The sequence below is a fragment of the Neobacillus sp. Fa239 genome (genome assembly GCF_055395235.1).
Genome location: NZ_AP041611.1, coordinates 3,297,341 through 3,313,722 on the forward strand (window position 1 = coordinate 3,297,341; position 16,382 = coordinate 3,313,722).

General features: G+C 38.2%; 15 protein-coding genes. 5 read left to right on the top strand and 10 right to left on the bottom strand.

Annotated features, from left to right (window positions below):
• Positions 1-99: 99 nt before the first annotated feature.
• The 7 genes from ACZ5XR_RS16035 to ACZ5XR_RS16065 form a co-directional block, all read right to left on the bottom strand.
• Positions 100-903: a formate/nitrite transporter family protein gene (locus tag ACZ5XR_RS16035; RefSeq protein WP_464497295.1), complete on the bottom strand. Its 804-nt coding sequence runs from the start codon at positions 901-903 to the stop codon at positions 100-102.
• Between the two features lie 451 nt (positions 904-1,354).
• Positions 1,355-2,299: a Gfo/Idh/MocA family protein gene (locus ACZ5XR_RS16040; protein WP_464497296.1), complete on the bottom strand. Its 945-nt coding sequence runs from the start codon at positions 2,297-2,299 to the stop codon at positions 1,355-1,357.
• Between the two features lie 70 nt (positions 2,300-2,369).
• Positions 2,370-3,248 carry an aldose 1-epimerase family protein gene (locus ACZ5XR_RS16045; RefSeq protein WP_464497297.1) on the bottom strand — a complete coding sequence of 293 codons (879 nt, stop codon included), beginning with the start codon at positions 3,246-3,248 and terminating at the stop codon, positions 2,370-2,372.
• Between the two features lie 500 nt (positions 3,249-3,748).
• The gene (locus ACZ5XR_RS16050; RefSeq protein ID WP_464502340.1) at positions 3,749-4,402 is read right to left on the bottom strand and encodes a vWA domain-containing protein; all 654 of its coding nucleotides are present in this window, start codon (positions 4,400-4,402) and stop codon (positions 3,749-3,751) included.
• A 134-nt stretch (positions 4,403-4,536) separates the two neighbouring features.
• On the bottom strand, positions 4,537-5,862 hold the full coding sequence (gene ltrA / locus ACZ5XR_RS16055; protein ID WP_464497298.1) for a group II intron reverse transcriptase/maturase: 1,326 nt from the start codon (positions 5,860-5,862) through the stop codon (positions 4,537-4,539).
• 678 nt (positions 5,863-6,540) lie between these two features.
• On the bottom strand, positions 6,541-7,521 hold the full coding sequence (locus ACZ5XR_RS16060) for a macro domain-containing protein (RefSeq protein ID WP_464497300.1): 981 nt from the start codon (positions 7,519-7,521) through the stop codon (positions 6,541-6,543).
• Between the two features lie 77 nt (positions 7,522-7,598).
• Entirely contained in the window at positions 7,599-8,528 is a 930-nt protein-coding gene (locus ACZ5XR_RS16065; protein ID WP_464497301.1) for an aldo/keto reductase, read from the bottom strand.
• 661 nt (positions 8,529-9,189) lie between these two features.
• On the opposite strand from ACZ5XR_RS16065, the gene ACZ5XR_RS16070 reads away from it, so the two are divergent.
• The 4 genes from ACZ5XR_RS16070 (at position 9,190) to ACZ5XR_RS16085 (ending at position 12,673) form a co-directional block, all read left to right on the top strand.
• Positions 9,190-10,407: a glucosaminidase domain-containing protein gene (locus tag ACZ5XR_RS16070; RefSeq protein WP_464497302.1), complete on the top strand. Its 1,218-nt coding sequence runs from the start codon at positions 9,190-9,192 to the stop codon at positions 10,405-10,407.
• Positions 10,408-10,439: 32 nt separating this feature from the next.
• A complete protein-coding gene (gene ftsE / locus ACZ5XR_RS16075) occupies positions 10,440-11,120 on the top strand; it encodes a cell division ATP-binding protein FtsE (protein ID WP_464497303.1) in 681 nt (226 codons plus the stop codon).
• A complete protein-coding gene (ftsX, locus tag ACZ5XR_RS16080; protein WP_464497305.1) occupies positions 11,117-12,010 on the top strand; it encodes a permease-like cell division protein FtsX in 894 nt (297 codons plus the stop codon). The genes ftsE and ftsX overlap by 4 nt, the downstream gene beginning before the upstream one ends.
• A gap of 159 nt (positions 12,011-12,169) precedes the next feature.
• A complete protein-coding gene (locus ACZ5XR_RS16085) occupies positions 12,170-12,673 on the top strand; it encodes a DinB family protein (protein ID WP_464497306.1) in 504 nt (167 codons plus the stop codon).
• A 119-nt stretch (positions 12,674-12,792) separates the two neighbouring features.
• Here ACZ5XR_RS16085 and ACZ5XR_RS16090 read toward each other — a convergent pair whose 3' ends face one another.
• Entirely contained in the window at positions 12,793-13,779 is a 987-nt protein-coding gene (locus ACZ5XR_RS16090) for a Gfo/Idh/MocA family protein (protein ID WP_464497307.1), read from the bottom strand.
• A 224-nt stretch (positions 13,780-14,003) separates the two neighbouring features.
• Between ACZ5XR_RS16090 and ACZ5XR_RS16095 the strand changes: the two genes are divergently transcribed.
• Positions 14,004-14,795 (top strand): YwqG family protein, encoded by a 792-nt coding sequence (locus tag ACZ5XR_RS16095; protein ID WP_464497308.1) that lies wholly within the window; start codon positions 14,004-14,006, stop codon positions 14,793-14,795.
• A 175-nt stretch (positions 14,796-14,970) separates the two neighbouring features.
• On the opposite strand, the gene ACZ5XR_RS16100 is transcribed toward ACZ5XR_RS16095, so the two are convergent.
• Together ACZ5XR_RS16100 and ACZ5XR_RS16105 are read right to left on the bottom strand one after the other, a co-directional pair.
• Entirely contained in the window at positions 14,971-15,534 is a 564-nt protein-coding gene (locus ACZ5XR_RS16100; RefSeq protein ID WP_464497309.1) for a hypothetical protein, read from the bottom strand.
• An 83-nt stretch (positions 15,535-15,617) separates the two neighbouring features.
• The gene (locus ACZ5XR_RS16105) at positions 15,618-16,025 is read right to left on the bottom strand and encodes a hypothetical protein (RefSeq protein ID WP_464497310.1); all 408 of its coding nucleotides are present in this window, start codon (positions 16,023-16,025) and stop codon (positions 15,618-15,620) included.
• Positions 16,026-16,382: the final 357 nt, after the last annotated feature.

The window sequence follows — 16,382 nt, forward strand, 5'->3', positions numbered from 1 at the left end:
AAGCAAAGATTTCTAATGAATCTCTGAACGCGAAATCATTTTTATCCATCTATAAAACTATTAATATGACGTTAAGTATGCAGTTAAACCTATTAATCATTATCCTGCTTTCCTCATACCTGGCTTTTCTTGTATAAGAGATTTCTTATGAACCAACCAATAGATGAATGCGACAAACAGTCCGCCTCCAATGGCATTTCCAATGACGACCGGAACGAAATTTGCGAAATAATCCCCCCATGTGAAGTGACCAGCAAAGATGGCGGCAGGGATGACGAACATGTTCGCCACAACGTTTTGAAAGCCAATCGCGACAAACCCCATAACCGGGAACCAAATGGCAAGCATTTTCCCCCTGATATCATCTGCTCCGAAGCTAAGCCAAACGCCTAAACAAACGAGCCAGTTACAGCCAACTGCGGAAATTAAGCTCTGGATAAAGGTTTCGTCTAGTTTCGCTTGAGCGATTGCAACAGTGTTCGCAAGAAACGGACCTGTTTCCGTTAACCTGACAACGTGACCAAAGAAATAAGCTACGAAAATCGCTCCAATAAAATTACTTACCAGAATGAACACCCAATTTCTCAGTAATTGTCGTACTGTTGCCTGTTTCGCTAAAACGGCAATCGGAAGTGCCATCATATTTCCTGTTAACAATTCTCCCCCAGCCATTACAATCAAAATAAGGCCTAATGGAAAAACGGCCCCGCCCAACAGCGCATTTAGAGTCCCCCATTCCTTCGGCAAACAAGACGTCACTCGAATATCTAATAAGAAACCAAGTGCAATAAATGCTCCTCCTAAAAATCCTAATATAAGTGCATGTCCAGCCGTCATTTCGGCTTTTTTCGTTCCAGTCACAACGGCTATTTCCGCGATGTGATGGGGATTATGAAACGCCAAATCAACTCCTCCTCTTTGATATTCTCTTAGTCTTTTCATGAAAGCAACGTCGACAAAGCTTCAAAGGACAGTCTTTCGCCACATTGTTCAAGAAAATGAAATGTTTAGATGAACGCACTGCAAACGCAAAAAAGCCCACTATAAATCGGTTTACACGCCAAGGCATGTACCGTTTACAGTGGGCTGATAGCTGCGCATTTCAACATACTAGCAATCTTTCCCGCTATAGATCCTATGAAAAAACAGGACAAGCAGTCAATTCTTCATTAACTGTCATCAATGAATTTTCATACTCTATAAATCTTTTTTATCATATCATGGATAGATGGATTTGTGAATGATATTTGAACATTTTTTGCATTTTCATTATGTGATGTCATTTAAAAACAAATAATCCACCCTTAAGTTAGAGGGTGGATTGTCACTCAATAATAGCTGAAATGCAAATACCTTACATGTTCCGTAATTCTTCTAGCACCTCTTGTGCTCTAAGACCTACTTCAAAATCATAAAGCTCTGCTTCTTCCCCATTCACTGCTTTCACTAATTCATCAATTAAGCTAGAGGTCATGGTTTCTTCAACAGGGATGGCATTAAGTTCTTCACCATTTTTTCCACCCTTTAATTCAGCCCAATTTTCCAGTGATAATATGCCTTCTGATCCATATGCCGTATATCCAATATATTCTTTACCAGCAATTTGGCTTAATCCCTCAATCAAGATGGGAGTTCCGTCTTCCAGCTCAGCGGTCGCGATGATCCCTGTCTCGCATTTGTCCGGAACATTCGGCAATTCCAAGCGTGTTTGGATATTCTTGACCCCGCCAAATATCTTTAAAGTTTGTTGAATAAAATGGACACCCACTTCAAGAACAAAGCCTCCTTGCTCTCTTCCGCCTACCCAATCATTCTTTTGCCACAAACGAGGCCATTCAGGGAAATGCATCGTGAGTTGTAATCGACGCAGCTCTCCAATATAATCTTGTTTGATCAATTCCGCAAATTTGTTTGCTGCGTTTTCGTAATTAAGTGGGAAGTTCATCGCATGGACGACATTTGCTTCTTTTGCAGCCTCAGCCATCTCTTTTGCCTCTTCCAACGAGTTAGCAAGAGGCTTCTCACAAAGAACATGCTTTTTAGCCTTTAGAACATCCATCACGATCTGATGATGGAATTTCGGTGGGACAGCTACATAGACGAGATCCACTCGCTGGTCTGCAAGTAAGTTTTGATAGTCTGTATAAACTTCAACACCACCAAGGGCATCCGCGGTTTCTCTTGCCATTGACTCTAAACGGTCGCATACTGCCGCAATCTCCACCTTGGAATGCTGTTGTATTTGTTTGATTAATCGTTGTCCAATCGCCCCTAAGCCAATAATTCCGATATGTAACATGAAAACACTCCTCTCATATATACACTTCCATCCTATATCAGATAGATAGAACCTGTCATTAAAACTACTTTTATTTAAACTTCATTTTATACTCAGCTTGAAACGTCTCTCCTTCTTCCAGCTTATTCACTCCAAGCTTTTCCTTCAGGTTCCCGGATGTATGATAAGTATCGGCAATGCCGTACCATGGCTCAATGCAAACAAATGGCGCCATCGTCCCATCAGCTTCCATATATTTCGACCAAATCCCAACAAATGGGGATTTTTCGAATGAAACTTCTACACCGTGACTGGATTTATTAGATAGCAATGTAATTTGATCAATATTGCTGTAAATGAGAGCATCATGTGCAAATAAAGAGGGAGCAAGTGGAATAGTTGAAAGGTCATTTGCCCCACCCTTTTCATGAATAAGAGCATTTACTAGTTCATATTCCATCACTTCCCTATTTGCTGCAGGTGTAAAGTGTAAACGATAGTCCTCGATCGTTTCATTTTCTACAAGTGGTAATTTAAAGGCAGGATGTGCTCCAATTGAAAAATACATCTCTTCCTTGTTTTCATTCACGATTTCCCACTGAACAAGCAGTGTGTCCTCTTGGAGGATATAACGAATAATCGCTTTAAATTCGTAAGGATAAACATGAATGAAGCGTCCAGCGGACTCAAACACAAAAGAAGCGGTTGTGGTTGTCTGCTCATCAACATGAAATTCAACGTCACGCAAAAAGCCATGCTGAGACATTTTGAAGGTCTTCCCATCCAGTTGATATTGATCTTCCTTTAACCGTCCAACAATTGGAAATAAGACAGGAGAGACACGTCCCCAATAGGCGCTATCCCCTGTCCACATATAGTCTAGGCCATTTTGCTTGTGCATCACTTTTCGAACTTCTGCTCCGTTCCTTGCGATACTTACCTTCAACCAATTATTTTCTAATTCAATCATTTTTCTCCCTCGTCTTTCTATTCAATAAATCTTGCCACGTCGGAGCCGCATTTCTGACATTTTCCTTCCAAAGCAATACCGGGTGGAGCTTCTTTGACGACATAATTTTTAATTTGAACGACATCACTACAAGAAACACACCAGACATTTCGTTCCAATTGTCTGCGCATTTCTTTGGGAATGGCAAGCTATTTTTTATTTGCCTTAAAAGAGATTGCTTCTTGTTTATGGTTCATTTTGGGATCACCTTCAACTTTCTGTACTTATCAATCCATTCTACCCATAATAGGATAGAATTTTCCAATTGAATGATTTGTTAAAATGGAAAAATCCAGTCGATATCCTGCAAACTCTTCTGTAAATCGGTTGAGAATTACAATTTCATAAATTGAAAAATGGCTCAGAGGCTGAGCCATTTTTATGCTAATTACGTTGTTAGTTGCTTGAGGGTTCAACTGCAATTTATGTTACTTCAGAAACGAACCTGGTAAAGAAGTTTTTCATTCATTTCTCAAGCGCTGATTATAATCTCTTTCAATTCCCTTTTTCCAGCTGCGATCAATCTTTTTCCCGTTTCTGAGACTGCTTACTGCTTCATTCACCGCTTCGTAATTAACCTGTGTTCCGGCAGCGTCAGCATAGTAATCGACAGCGAAGTCTTCCTCTATGCCAAATTTCGCAGCGGTTGAGATCGCATCGATATTTGCGCCAAGGAACAGAAATTCCCAGTCATATTCCTCTTTTTGCTGCTGGATCATCTTTTTAATTTTGTTTGCTGTGAATTCACGGCTGGCGTTTTCCATCCCATCTGTTGTAATGACGAATAAGACCTTTTCTGCCCGTTCATCTTCACTCGTTCTCTTTTGAACATTCACGATTTTTTGAATGGTAAAACCGATGGCATCCAATAATGCAGTGGTCCCTCCTACTTCATAGTCTTTTTCGGTAAGAGGAGAAATGCCTATTACGTTGATCCGGTCATGCAGTAATTCATATTGGTGATCGAATAAGACCGTTGTCACAACCGCTTCTCCTTCTTCCTTTTGTTGTTTGGACAACATGGCATTATATCCGCCAATGGTATCGGCCTCAAGCCCGGCCATCGAGCCGCTTTTGTCTAAAATGAACACTAATTCTGTTAAGTTGTTTTTCATGTTTTTCATGTTTATCATCCTCCGTTCTTTCATAAACAAAGGATAACAGGAATCAAATAGAGTAGGCGCATGAGAAATTTCATGCGCCTCTCACAGATCCGTACGTGCGGGTCATCGCATACGGCTCCTCCACTTTATCCCCTTTGGGGATGTAGTTCGTTGTATATGTCTAAAAGAAAAACAAGTTTAATTTCCCGAAACCTTTCATTCGGAATCGCAAAATGAACGTGCTCAGTCTTAGAATTCCTCCATCTAGTCATTGAAAGATGCGGAAGTTCACCCTTCCAATTCCTTTTCCGAAGCTCCCTGTGGAGCTTTCTTATTTTTCTCCAGCTTCTTAACTGAATCATTCTTAGCCTTCTTCGAATCCATGTATCCAATTTTTGAAATAGTTTTTTTGAAAAGCCAATTCCAAAGTATCTTCCCCATCCTCTAATAATGGGATTTAATCGATGCTTGACGAATTCTTCCAGGTTAACTGTTAGATTTCTTTTCGTTACATCTTTGATACTTTTCTTAAACTTCTTTACTGCTTTGTCTGATGGAGAATGGAAATATCCTCTTTTGAAAACATACCCTAAGAAGATAAACGGTTCTTCGTAGTTGTCTACAATCTTAGTTTTGTCTGGGTGCACTTTCAATCCTAACTTTTCATCTAAGAGCTTCACTACCGTTCTTAGTACTCTTTCTGCTCCCTTTCGGGATTTGCAACAGATGACGAAGTCATCCGCGTACCTTGTAATACGGTGACCTCTTTCCATCATCATTTCATCGAGCGGATGCAAATAGATGTTCGCTAACAATGGACTGATTACGCCACCCTGAGGACTCCCCTTGTCACTCTCATAGAAAATACCATTTTCAAGGATTCCCGATTTTAAGAACTGCAAAATTAGCGCCAATACTCTATTATCCACAACTTCTTCTTTGATTAATTCGATAAGCTTATCATGAGGAATTGAATCAAAATAAGTCTTTATATCGGCATCAATTACAAAGGTGTACCCATCCATCAAATCCTTTCGGATTTTGTCTATCGCCATATGTGCACTACGGTTCGGACGAAATCCAAAACTACAGTCTAAGAATTTCTGTTCAAAGATTGGTTCAAGTATTCTTTTAGTTGCAGCTTGGAGAACTCGGTCTTCTACTGTTGGAATTCCCAGTGGACGTTTTGTACCATCAGCTTTTGGAATAAAAACTCTTCTAACTGGTTTTGCACGATATGTTTTCAAACGCAAAGATTCTTGGAGCACTCTTAAGTTGTGTTCCAATTCAATTTCATAATCTTTAATCGTTACTTTATCCACTCCGTGTGAACCGCGATTTTTCTTCACGTCATAGAAAGCTTGTTCCAGGTTTTGATAGTTCCATAATTTATCCATTAGGCTGTACCACTTGCGTTTCTTTTTAGAATTCTCCACTACACGTAAGCTTCGTTTTCCTATTGATTCATTCATGCATTCGATTCCTTTCCCAATACAATATCAACTGAATAGGTAAACCAATGGCTGATATTTGATATTAGTACTTCGCCCTAAACAACCTACTTTCTTTCGGTCTCGATTCTTCGGCTTTCTGCCTCATCGACTTCTGTTTAGTACATGACGAGTAAATAAGTTCGTATTGCTTTTCTTCGATGGACAGACGGGCTTCGCATCAGTCCACTGCCTTTTGAGTCAGTGCCCGCCTTATCAACTTTGTGATAAGTCACTTGTCTTTGTGGCGTTTCCAACAAGTTTATTCACTACTATCCCCTGCTCTGACTTCTCACCTTCCATAATCCATTTCTTGTCCTTCGCGGCTTTGAAAAAGAGTTACCACCTACGGTGGAGATGATGAGATCTCCTTGGGTCACGTTCATCGCCTTTCACTCGAATCCAGTCCTCATAACTAATAAGATACAGAGTGGTATTGGACATCCCCATTTTATGCAAGGTTATCCCACCTTACCAGCCAACATGGTTACAGCCACCTGTTCCGAGTTTTGCCTTCAAGTCCTCCGCACGAAATCTCACGATACTCGCACTACCTGTCAGCTATACATTTCCGCCACAACGGCATGTTAGGGACTTTCACCCATTAGAGCGATGCGCTGCCAAGCGCACATAAAAAAAGGTCGCTTGAAAAGCGACATTTTAAGCACCAAGCAATGGCTGGTCAAAAGCAAATAAGGCCTCATTGATTTCGTGAATATTGTAATTGGCTTGTTGAATAAAGAACTCAACAATCACATCAAATTTACTGCTATGTGACAAGGTATAACCCGCAGCCTCCAGAAGCTCATTTGTTTCCTTTATACTTAAATGTAAGGCAATCGCAAAAGCAACGGCCGTTTTCTTTTTAGGAGAATAATCATTTTCATTCCGAATTTTCGAGAATAACCGCCTGTCGATATTGGCCCGTTTATAGGTCTCCACATCTGTCATGCTTTTTTCATCAATGAAACGAAACAGCCGCTTAGAAAAAGATTCTTCAAGCTCATCCAACAGGTCAACCAAGTTTTGTGCTGCTTCTCTAAAAACCTCCGCTTGATTTTCTAATAAATATCGTTCTTCCCTATTCCGACTGAAAGTGTGTTCCACTTCATCTACATAATGCTCATTAATATATTCACGAATGGATGAAAACAATTTCTTGCTCAGCTTGAAAGAACTTTTATCAAAAACAACCAGATAAACGAGCATGTCATGATTTAGTAAAAAGGAACTGATGGCGGAAACGGCAATCTCGAGAGCCTCCTCCTTTGGATATCCATAAATGCCTGTCGAAAGTAATGGAAAGGCAATCGATTCACATCGATGATTTTTTGCCAGCTCCAAGGAGTTAAGATAAGATGCCTTTAGCAAAGCAGCTTCTTGATTCGCTCCTCCTTGCCAGACTGGTCCAGGTGTATGAATAATATATTTGGCATCCAGCTGAAACCCATCAGTGATAACGGCCTCTCCTGTCTTACATCCGCCTATTTGGTTGCATGCCGCCTGCAGTTCCTTGGCGCCCGCAGCCTGAAAGATTGCACCACACACACCGCCACCCATTCTTAGGGCTGGATTCGCAGCATTGACAATCACATCTACTTTCATCTTTGTAAGATCATGGCGAACAATTTCTAATGGCATGATTTTTCCCTTCCCCTAATATCAAACTTTTTTTCGAATGATAGTCTCATCCTTCTTATATTATATTGAATGATTTGTCACGCTTGAAAAATACGATCGATTTCCTGAATTTCTTCTGATGTTAAACGAACGTCAAGAGTTTTTAAATTATTTAGCACCTGGTCCGCTCGCTTTGCTCCGGGAATGATTACATCGATTGCTTCACGAGTTAAGTACCAAGCAAGTACGACATGAGCGACCTCGGCATTTTTGTCATTCGCGATTTTTCGCAGCTGCTCAACTTTCTCCAAGGTTTTTTCAAATACATCCTTTTGAAAGAATTTCCCGCGTTTTTCGGTCAAATTGGTGTTTTTATTATATTTACCGGTTAATAATCCAGATGCAAGCGGGAAATAAGGCACAAAGGAAATCCGGTGTTCCAATACATATGGAAACAATTCCTTCTCCGCATCCCGGCTTAATAGGTTATACTCGCCTTGATAAACATCGACATAACCATCCTTATTGGCTTCTTTTAACTGTTCGATGGAAAAATTGGAAACGCCAATGGCCCTAATCTTCCCCTCATCCTTTAGCTCCTTTAAGGCTCCAACCGCTTCTTCCTTTGGTGTCACTTGATCAGGAAAATGAATATAAAATAAATCTATGTAATCGGTTTGCAGACGTTTTAAAGCTTCATCGATTGATTCCTTTAAAAAAGTGGGTGAATTATCGATTACCACTTCATTCCCAACAATTTTATGGGCGGCTTTCGTGGCGATGACGATTTCTGAACGGTTACCACTTTCTTTTACCACTTCTCCAACGATGGCTTCCGAATGTCTTGGCCCATAGATAAAAGCCGTATCTAAAAAATTTATCCCATTTGCGAGCCCCGTTCGAACCAACTCTCTTCCGGCCGCTTCATCAAGATTTTTAAATAAATTATGACCTCCAACCGCATTGGTTCCAAGACCAATCGGATTGACCATTAAATCTGTTTTGCCAATTTGAACTTTCTTTTCCATTCACCCATCATCTCCTATTATTTACTAAATTCATGATAACAAATTTTTGGTACAAGTACCTAAATGCAGGATTTTAAAAATTGAAAAGTCAGTAACCCCTTTTTAATAAGATGTCTTGTCCCTAATCGAGTGACTAGCAAAAGTAAAATAAGCGGAGAATTTTCGCTTAGATGCAGAATAGAGCTCGTTTCGGGGTATATAAGGGGAAGTTCTCCGATTATGCAAAGCAAAATGTCTCATTTTCGAATTTTTTGAGTCAATAGGCGGAATCTCTCCTTCTATTTAAGCCTTTTTATATAATAATTACTGATTAAGCGAAATTTTTCCGTCTATTCGGATGCTTAACCTGTCCCCCAACCGATAACTGAGGACACTCTTGATCCTAGTGCGGTACCGCAGCTTTTTATCGATCAGTTATAAAGTTCAATAAAAATCGGTCATTTGTTGTTTGCAAATTGACATTGTACCTTATTTCAACTGATTCAAATCATTAATCTGTTCCCAAATTGAAACACAATTGTTCGTAAAACGTTATCAAAACAACACGTTATTTCAATCTTGTTTTGTTAGTATCAAAAACGGAGTGAATGACGGGTACTTTTGTTGCTATTATTCTTAACCCCCTAAATACATAGATTATTAAAAAGGTAGGATCGGAACGATGGATAAAAAGGTCTATTTGCTATCAGCTTGTGTACTTACTTTAATGACTGCTCCTATTGCCGCAAAGGCCGAAACATTTCAATCAGAATTACAAAGCTCACAGCAGAAAATCAAAACGGATTTATCGGCAATTAAAAAGCAAAAGCAGCAAGTTCAGCATGATTTGGAAGCAGCGAAGAATAAAATTGATGAAATTGATCAACAACTGGCAGCAGCAAATGATCAAATTCTAAAAAAAGAAAATAAATTAAATGAAATAAATTTGAAAATAAACAATTTAAAACAGGATTATAAAAGAATCAGTATTTTGCTTGATAGTAGAAAAGAAGAATTTAAAGACAGGATGGCTTCTTATTATCGAACAGGTGGACAAATGTCTGTTTTAAATGTCATCTTTTCGATTAAGAGTTTCGGAGAGTTTATCGATCATATCTTTGCTTATGATAAAATCGTCAATCAAGATAAGCAATTTATTGAATCGTACATCGCTGACCAAAACAAAATGGAGAGCATAAAAAAAGAGCTCCCACTCTTACAAGAATCGATGATGAAAGCAAAAGCAGAGCTGGATCAAATAAAATCCACTCCACTGCAAAACAAAAAGGAAAAACTAAAATTGTCGAATACCCTGAAAATGAAGAAACAGAAATTAGAAAAGGAAGAAAAGGGAAAAACGGACGCACTTGAATTGTTACAAAAAAATGCAAAGACCATTCTTGCTTTAATCAATCATAATGAAAATTCTCCTGGAAATGTTCAAATGATAACCTCGATTATCGCACCATTTATCCCAGATGCCCTGAAACTGAAACAAAATATGGGAGTTCCCGCTTCGATAACGATAGGACAAATTATCCTAGAAAGTTTGGGCAGTTATAATGGTTTATCCGGCCTAGCTTATGATGCAAAAAATTTATTTGGAATAAAAGGAACAGGCACAGCAGGATCGGTCGCGATGCAAACAACGGAATATGTAAATGGTCAAGAAATTTATATAACAGCTCCATTTGCTAAATATTCCACTTATTATGACTGTATGGTCGATCATGCAAACCTATTATTAACACCAAGGTTTCAAAAATATTTGAAGAACGTTACGAGTATAAGGGATTACGCGCATGGAATTGATGACGCGGGATATGCAACAGACCCAGAGTATGCCAACAAATTGATTAGAATTATTGATCAATATCATCTAGAGAAATTAGATGAATAGATCAGGATGTTTTACTGAAAGGAGTGAAGAAATTGATTCAGTTGCAAGATGTAACAAAAGTGTATCCAAATGGCGTGCAAGCATTAAATAATATAAATCTCCATATCTCCCAAGGAGAATTTGTCTTGATTATGGGTGAAAGTGGAGCAGGTAAATCTACGCTTAATAAACTCTTTACAAGAGAAGAAAAACCGACACGCGGAGAAATATTTGTAAATGGAATCAATATATCCAGCTTAAAAGGAAAGAAATTTCGTCTTTTTAGAAGAACGATTGGAATGGTTTTTCAAGATATTCGATTGATATCGGAAATGACCGTTTATGAAAATGTCGCTTTTGCTCAAGAAACGATTCGTGTGCCAATGAAAAGCATCCGAAAAAATGTCGAGCATGCACTGGAATTAGTTGGGCTTAGCGCAAAAGCGAATTGTTTTCCAAATGAATTATCAGGTGGAGAACAACAACGGGTAGCCATCGCAAGAGCGATTGTCAACCAGCCAAAAATGATTGTCGCCGATGAACCTACCGGCACTTTAGATAGTGAAACATCTTGGGAGTTCATGAGTATTTTTGAAGAAATCCATAAACGGGGTACAACGATTATCATGACCACTCATCATAAAGAGTTGATTGAGCGGACGACAAAACGAGTGATTGTAATCGAAAATGGAAGCATTCTTCAGAATGATCAAAGGAAGGTGCGAATAAGTTGATTAAGAATACGTACTTGTATCGGGACGTAAGCGAAGGAATGAAAAATTTTAAACGGAACGGCTGGATGACCATCACTTCGGTTAGTTCTTTAGGTGTGATGATTTTCCTCGTTGGGCTTACGGCGTTGCTGTTAGTAAATTTAAACCAAATGTCAAAAAATGTTGAGAAAAATGTAGAAATCCATGTTTATCTAAAAAACGGCCATTCCAATGACCTGAAAAATCTAACCCAAACAATCAAATCCTATCAACACGTAAGTTCCCTTACGTTTATTTCTAAAAACCAAGGCCTTAAAAGTTTTATGAAAACCTTAGGGGATGAAGGTGCAGCGTTTAAAACATTAAAAGAAGAAAATCCTTTAAATGATCAATTGGTTATTAAAACTGAACAGCCACAGGATGTTGCGGGTGTAGCCGACAAATTAGGGAAGCTTGCGCCGGTGTATAAAGTCGTCTCTGCGAAAAACGTTGTCGGCCCTTTACTTACCTCCACAAACCTGGCTCGTTGGATCGGTTTGATTTTTATTCTTACTCTCACTTTGATTGCTGTTCATACTGTAACGAACACAATCAAAATAACTGTTATAGCCAGAAAAAAAGAGATACAACTGAGAAAATTGATCGGCGGCTCAAACGGTTTTGTGCGGTTTCCATTTTTTATCGAAGGTTCGATAATCGGACTGTTAGGAGCATTCATTGCCAGCTTGCTCATCGGGGCCGGCTATTATGTTGTGTATCTTTATTTTAGTCACTATATCCATATAGACTTTATCGAGTTGCTTTCCCCTCTCCCTCTCATACCAATTTTCTGTTCTAGTCTTCTTCTTTTTGGTGTTTTCATTGGAATTTGGGGAGCCACTTCATCATTAAGGCGGATGTTGAAAGTTTGATATTCATTTTGATATATAAGCCAAAAGTAAAAAGTGCCAGAAGTCGAAAAATTTGTCGTTTTCTGGCACTTTTCTCTTTTTTAGAGATCCGACAATTCTATTTGAATATGAGAACAAATGTTTTATAATTTATTTTAAATTGATTATAGGAGGAAAAGTATGTACATAACGATTTCGGATTTTATAAAAGAATGGAATAGAGAAGCAATGTTAACACAACAAGTTTTGGATGGCTTGACTGATGCAGCCTTAAAACAACAAGTTTACCCTGGCGGCCGTTCTTTGGGCCGGATAGCCTGGCATTTTACCACCAATATACCAGAGTATTTAGCGCATTTTGGGTTAGAGATTGAAAGAATTGAAAATGCAGATAATGTCCCCCGTTCCGCAAAAGAAATTGCCGATACGTATAGGAATGTAAGCTCTCAAGCTGCTAAAGCAATAGAACAACAGTGGACAGATGATTCTTTAAAACAAATCCAAACAGCTTTTGGAAGACAGGAATCAAATGCAAGCATCCTTATGGGGCTTATAAAACATATTGTTCATCATCGTGGGCAAGTAACCGTACTATTGCGACAAGCTGGAATTAAGCCTTTTGGGGTTTATGGACCTCCCAAAGAAGATTGGATTCATTTAGGAGTGGAAAATCCACCACTTTAAATGGTAGTGAACTGTCAGTTGTCTAGGGCTGACGTATTCGACCTTGCTTCAATTTAAGATAAGCAGCTTGGCAAAAAAATTTGCCAAGCTTTTTACAGTTAAGCAACCGAATCATATTTTCACTGTTTATCAGCAGGATAAGTAATCCCCATTTGTTTTCTCGCCTTGGTCATGATGTCCATTATTTGAACGGATAGTTCGTTTGTATTAATGGAGGATTCCATTCTACCTTCCTTTACTAACCGGATAAATTCCTCAACTTCATAACAAAACGGATCATTGTCCTGCGGTCTTGTGATATCCTCTATTTTTCCATCTGTATATTGGATTTCAACTTTTGTAGGGGAAGAAATGCTATCAATGAAGATGGTGCCTTTCTCCCCCAGTATTTCGGATGGAAGATTGGAGTTTGTTGTTTTGGAATGCATCACGATTGCTTCTTTATCATCATAATGCATTAAGATTGTACCGCCACCATCAACTCCTGATTTCAATTTGTAGCAAGAGGCTGCGATGCTTTTGGGAGGACCAAAAAGAAAGAGAATCGGATAAATCCCATATACACCAATATCCATTAACGACCCATTGGATAATTCCGGATTTAAAGCATTTGGCAATGCCCCGTTTAAATACGTACGATAGCTGGATGAACATTGATTCTTAACAGCTGTAAATCTGCGAATCATTCCAATCTTATATAGATTGTCCTGAATGCTTTTAAAGTTTGGACAAAAGGTTGATTTCATCGCTTCCATCAGCAATACGTTGTGTTTTTGAGCTGTTTCAATCATTTTTTTTACTTCTGTTGTGTTAGAAGCAAAAGGCTTTTCACATAAAACATGCTTACCATTTTTTAAAAAGAGAATGGCTTGTTCGGCATGAAGCGAATTTGGAGTGGCAATATAAACTGCATCAATTATATTGCTCTTTGCCATCTGCTCTAAACTGGTGAACTTGTTTGAAACACTGTATTTAAGTGCGAACTCCTCCGCCCTTTCCTCACTTCTTGAATAAACAGCATTCAATGAGAATCCATCTACTTTAAGAGCTCCTTTTAAAAATCGATCCGTAATCCAATTGGTTCCAACTATTCCAAACCGTATCATTTTGGTTCACTCCCTTATTATGTAATATGTAAATTTTCACCGACTTTATAATAACAAATTGGATGGGCATTACATACGAAAAAAGAGCTCGGGTTCGCTCTCTTTGAATTTAAGATTTTATTAGATTATAAATTATTTAACGATTTCAGAATAATGATATAATCACTTTAAGATATTCGGACAATTAATATTCTAATAAAATACATTATGGGGGGTTAAAAATCATGCAAAACATTGACCAATTACTTCGCGAATATGAGTTATATCATAAAAAGTCAATGATTACTTCCTCTTTGAAGAACTCTTTAAGGTTGGAAAAGGTAAAAGTGAATGAACAGGATATTCCAATTGGATCTTCAAAATTGGGCGGCCTGCCAGATATGCCTGCAGAAATGGAATTTCCTCGATACGAAAAAGGTTATTTATGGTTTATGGGTCAAATAAACCTTAAACAGGCAAAACCATTTGATAAAGACAATCTACTTCCTGATAGCGGTATTCTATATCTATTTTACGATGCTTATGAACAACCATGGGGCTTTGAAGAAGATGAAGGATGTTATAAAGTGCTTTATTTCGATGGAGACCTGGCTGCATTGAGTAGAAGAGACTATCCGGTCGAAAATGAAGTTTATTACCCATTAGATGCATACAAAGTGACTTTTAAAAACATGTATACGATTTCCGAAGAGCCTGAGAACATTTTATTTGAAAATGAAGATGAAGCAGAGAATTTTTTGGAATTCCGCCAACAGCTAATGCAGCCGGAAGATGATGATGGGAATATTGTACCGGCACATTATATGTTAGGAGAACCATTTAATGTCCAAAATGACGTTTTCGAAGAGTTATATGACAATCGCAAAGAAGCTGTGTTATTATTCCAAATAGACTCTGACGAAGAAGATTTAGGTGTTATGTGGGGAGATTGTGGGCTGCTGTATTTTTGTATAAAAAAAGAGGAATTATCGAGAAGACAATTTGATAAAGTTACCTTTACCTTACAATGTTATTAAACAATTTCAACATTTCCTAAGTTTATCTCTACATGCCGAGTAGTTAAGTTGACCTGATAATCATCGTTTAGAGGGACTGAGATGATCCTACTTCAATTTTGAGAAAAAATAGCTTGGCAAAGCAAATTTTCCAAGCTATTTACAATTACCACCTGATCATATCTCTTATTTAAGACTATTTTTGCTCAAACTTATTCACTTTTCGCTTAACACTCGCGACCTCATTGAATAATAGGTCAATATCCGCATTAACATCATTTTGAAATGTCCTCATATCTTGACGAATAAATGTGAAATTCTCTGTCATTAAGGTAGTAGTATGTTTAATCATTTCTTTAATTTCATTTTGGCCTAATTCCACGTTTTCTAGCCTGGCTTCCACTTTATCTATCCTACCTACTACTGCTTTTTGACTTTTCACTAATTCACGCTGGCTGGTCTCCATCTTGTCCATCCTGCCAACTACCGCATTCTGACTGGTTGCCACCTTGTCCATCCTACCAACCAATACATTCTGACTAGCTTCCACTTTGTCCATCCTGCCAACCACAGCATTCTGACTGGCCTCCACTTTGTCCATCCTGCCAACCACAGCATTCTGACTGGCTTCCACTTTGTCCATCCTGCCAACCACAGCATTCTGACTGGCTTCCACCTTCTCCATCCTGCCAACTACCGCATTTTGACTGGCTTCCACCTTCTCCATCCTGTCAATTACCGAACTCTGATTGACCTCCACCTTCTCCATCCTGTCAATTACCGCTTTACTGGAATGATTTTGTTGAATTATCAATCATCGTTTACTTTGTCTTTAATTTCATACTAAAAATATAGCGTAACTCCTTGTAAATAATATGGATCAAAATCAGGATGTACCTTTTTGTACTCCTCATATGTTAATAAATATAATTCCGGAACCTCACCAAATAATACCTCTAGTTTATCATCCATGAATGAAACCAAATAGCATTTTTCTTTATCGATGTCTTCTCGTTCCATTTCCTTTTTATATTCCTCAATTAAATCTTCTGTTAAAGGAGAATGGATTGGGACTAATTGGCTTTTTCCTTCTTTATTAACAATTTTAAATATCCCATACCCTATTTGTTCTGTTTCCTTAAAAAATATCTGATTTTTTTTTGAATCATAATAGTCCTGTTCTTTTTGATAATTATATCCACATCTCTCGCACCAAAGATATTGGTCACCCATTTTATAATAATCATCCAAGACCGCAATCCCTTCACATTTCGGACACTTCGAATAAAGCATGATCGACGCCATTTATTCGCTCACCTCAATAGTTTATTTTTTTGAAAAACAAAGAATTGTAGATGGAGTGAAAAGTTGTAGAAAAAAATTGGAGGTTTTAAAATGAAGTTTTTACATGACGGAAAATTAATTGTAGTTTATTGCTAAAATACCGTCTCCTTTCTTATAAGAATTAAAGAAATGATTGGTGAAAATAGAATGGAAAAATTTAATCATTGATGAACGCAGAAGGTAAAATACAGAGGTAAATGTGGAAAGATATAAGAAGCTTACGAGAACACTATATCATAATTTTTCTAAAATGATTACCTTTTA

What these genes read in the sequence shown, in the direction of transcription:
- ltrA (WP_464497298.1), bottom strand. Translation starts at nt 5,862, where the DNA reads ATGAATGAATCAATAGGAAAACGAAGCTTACGTGTAGTGGAGAATTCT.
- ACZ5XR_RS16085 (WP_464497306.1), top strand. Translation starts at nt 12,170, where the DNA reads ATGTACATAACGATTTCGGATTTTATAAAAGAATGGAATAGAGAAGCA.
- ACZ5XR_RS16070 (WP_464497302.1), top strand. Translation starts at nt 9,190, where the DNA reads ATGGATAAAAAGGTCTATTTGCTATCAGCTTGTGTACTTACTTTAATG.
- ACZ5XR_RS16065 (WP_464497301.1), bottom strand. Translation starts at nt 8,528, where the DNA reads ATGGAAAAGAAAGTTCAAATTGGCAAAACAGATTTAATGGTCAATCCG.
- ACZ5XR_RS16095 (WP_464497308.1), top strand. Translation starts at nt 14,004, where the DNA reads ATGCAAAACATTGACCAATTACTTCGCGAATATGAGTTATATCATAAA.
- ACZ5XR_RS16040 (WP_464497296.1), bottom strand. Translation starts at nt 2,299, where the DNA reads ATGTTACATATCGGAATTATTGGCTTAGGGGCGATTGGACAACGATTA.
- ACZ5XR_RS16060 (WP_464497300.1), bottom strand. Translation starts at nt 7,521, where the DNA reads ATGCCATTAGAAATTGTTCGCCATGATCTTACAAAGATGAAAGTAGAT.
- ACZ5XR_RS16045 (WP_464497297.1), bottom strand. Translation starts at nt 3,248, where the DNA reads ATGATTGAATTAGAAAATAATTGGTTGAAGGTAAGTATCGCAAGGAAC.
- ACZ5XR_RS16050 (WP_464502340.1), bottom strand. Translation starts at nt 4,402, where the DNA reads ATGAAAAACAACTTAACAGAATTAGTGTTCATTTTAGACAAAAGCGGC.
- ACZ5XR_RS16090 (WP_464497307.1), bottom strand. Translation starts at nt 13,779, where the DNA reads ATGATACGGTTTGGAATAGTTGGAACCAATTGGATTACGGATCGATTT.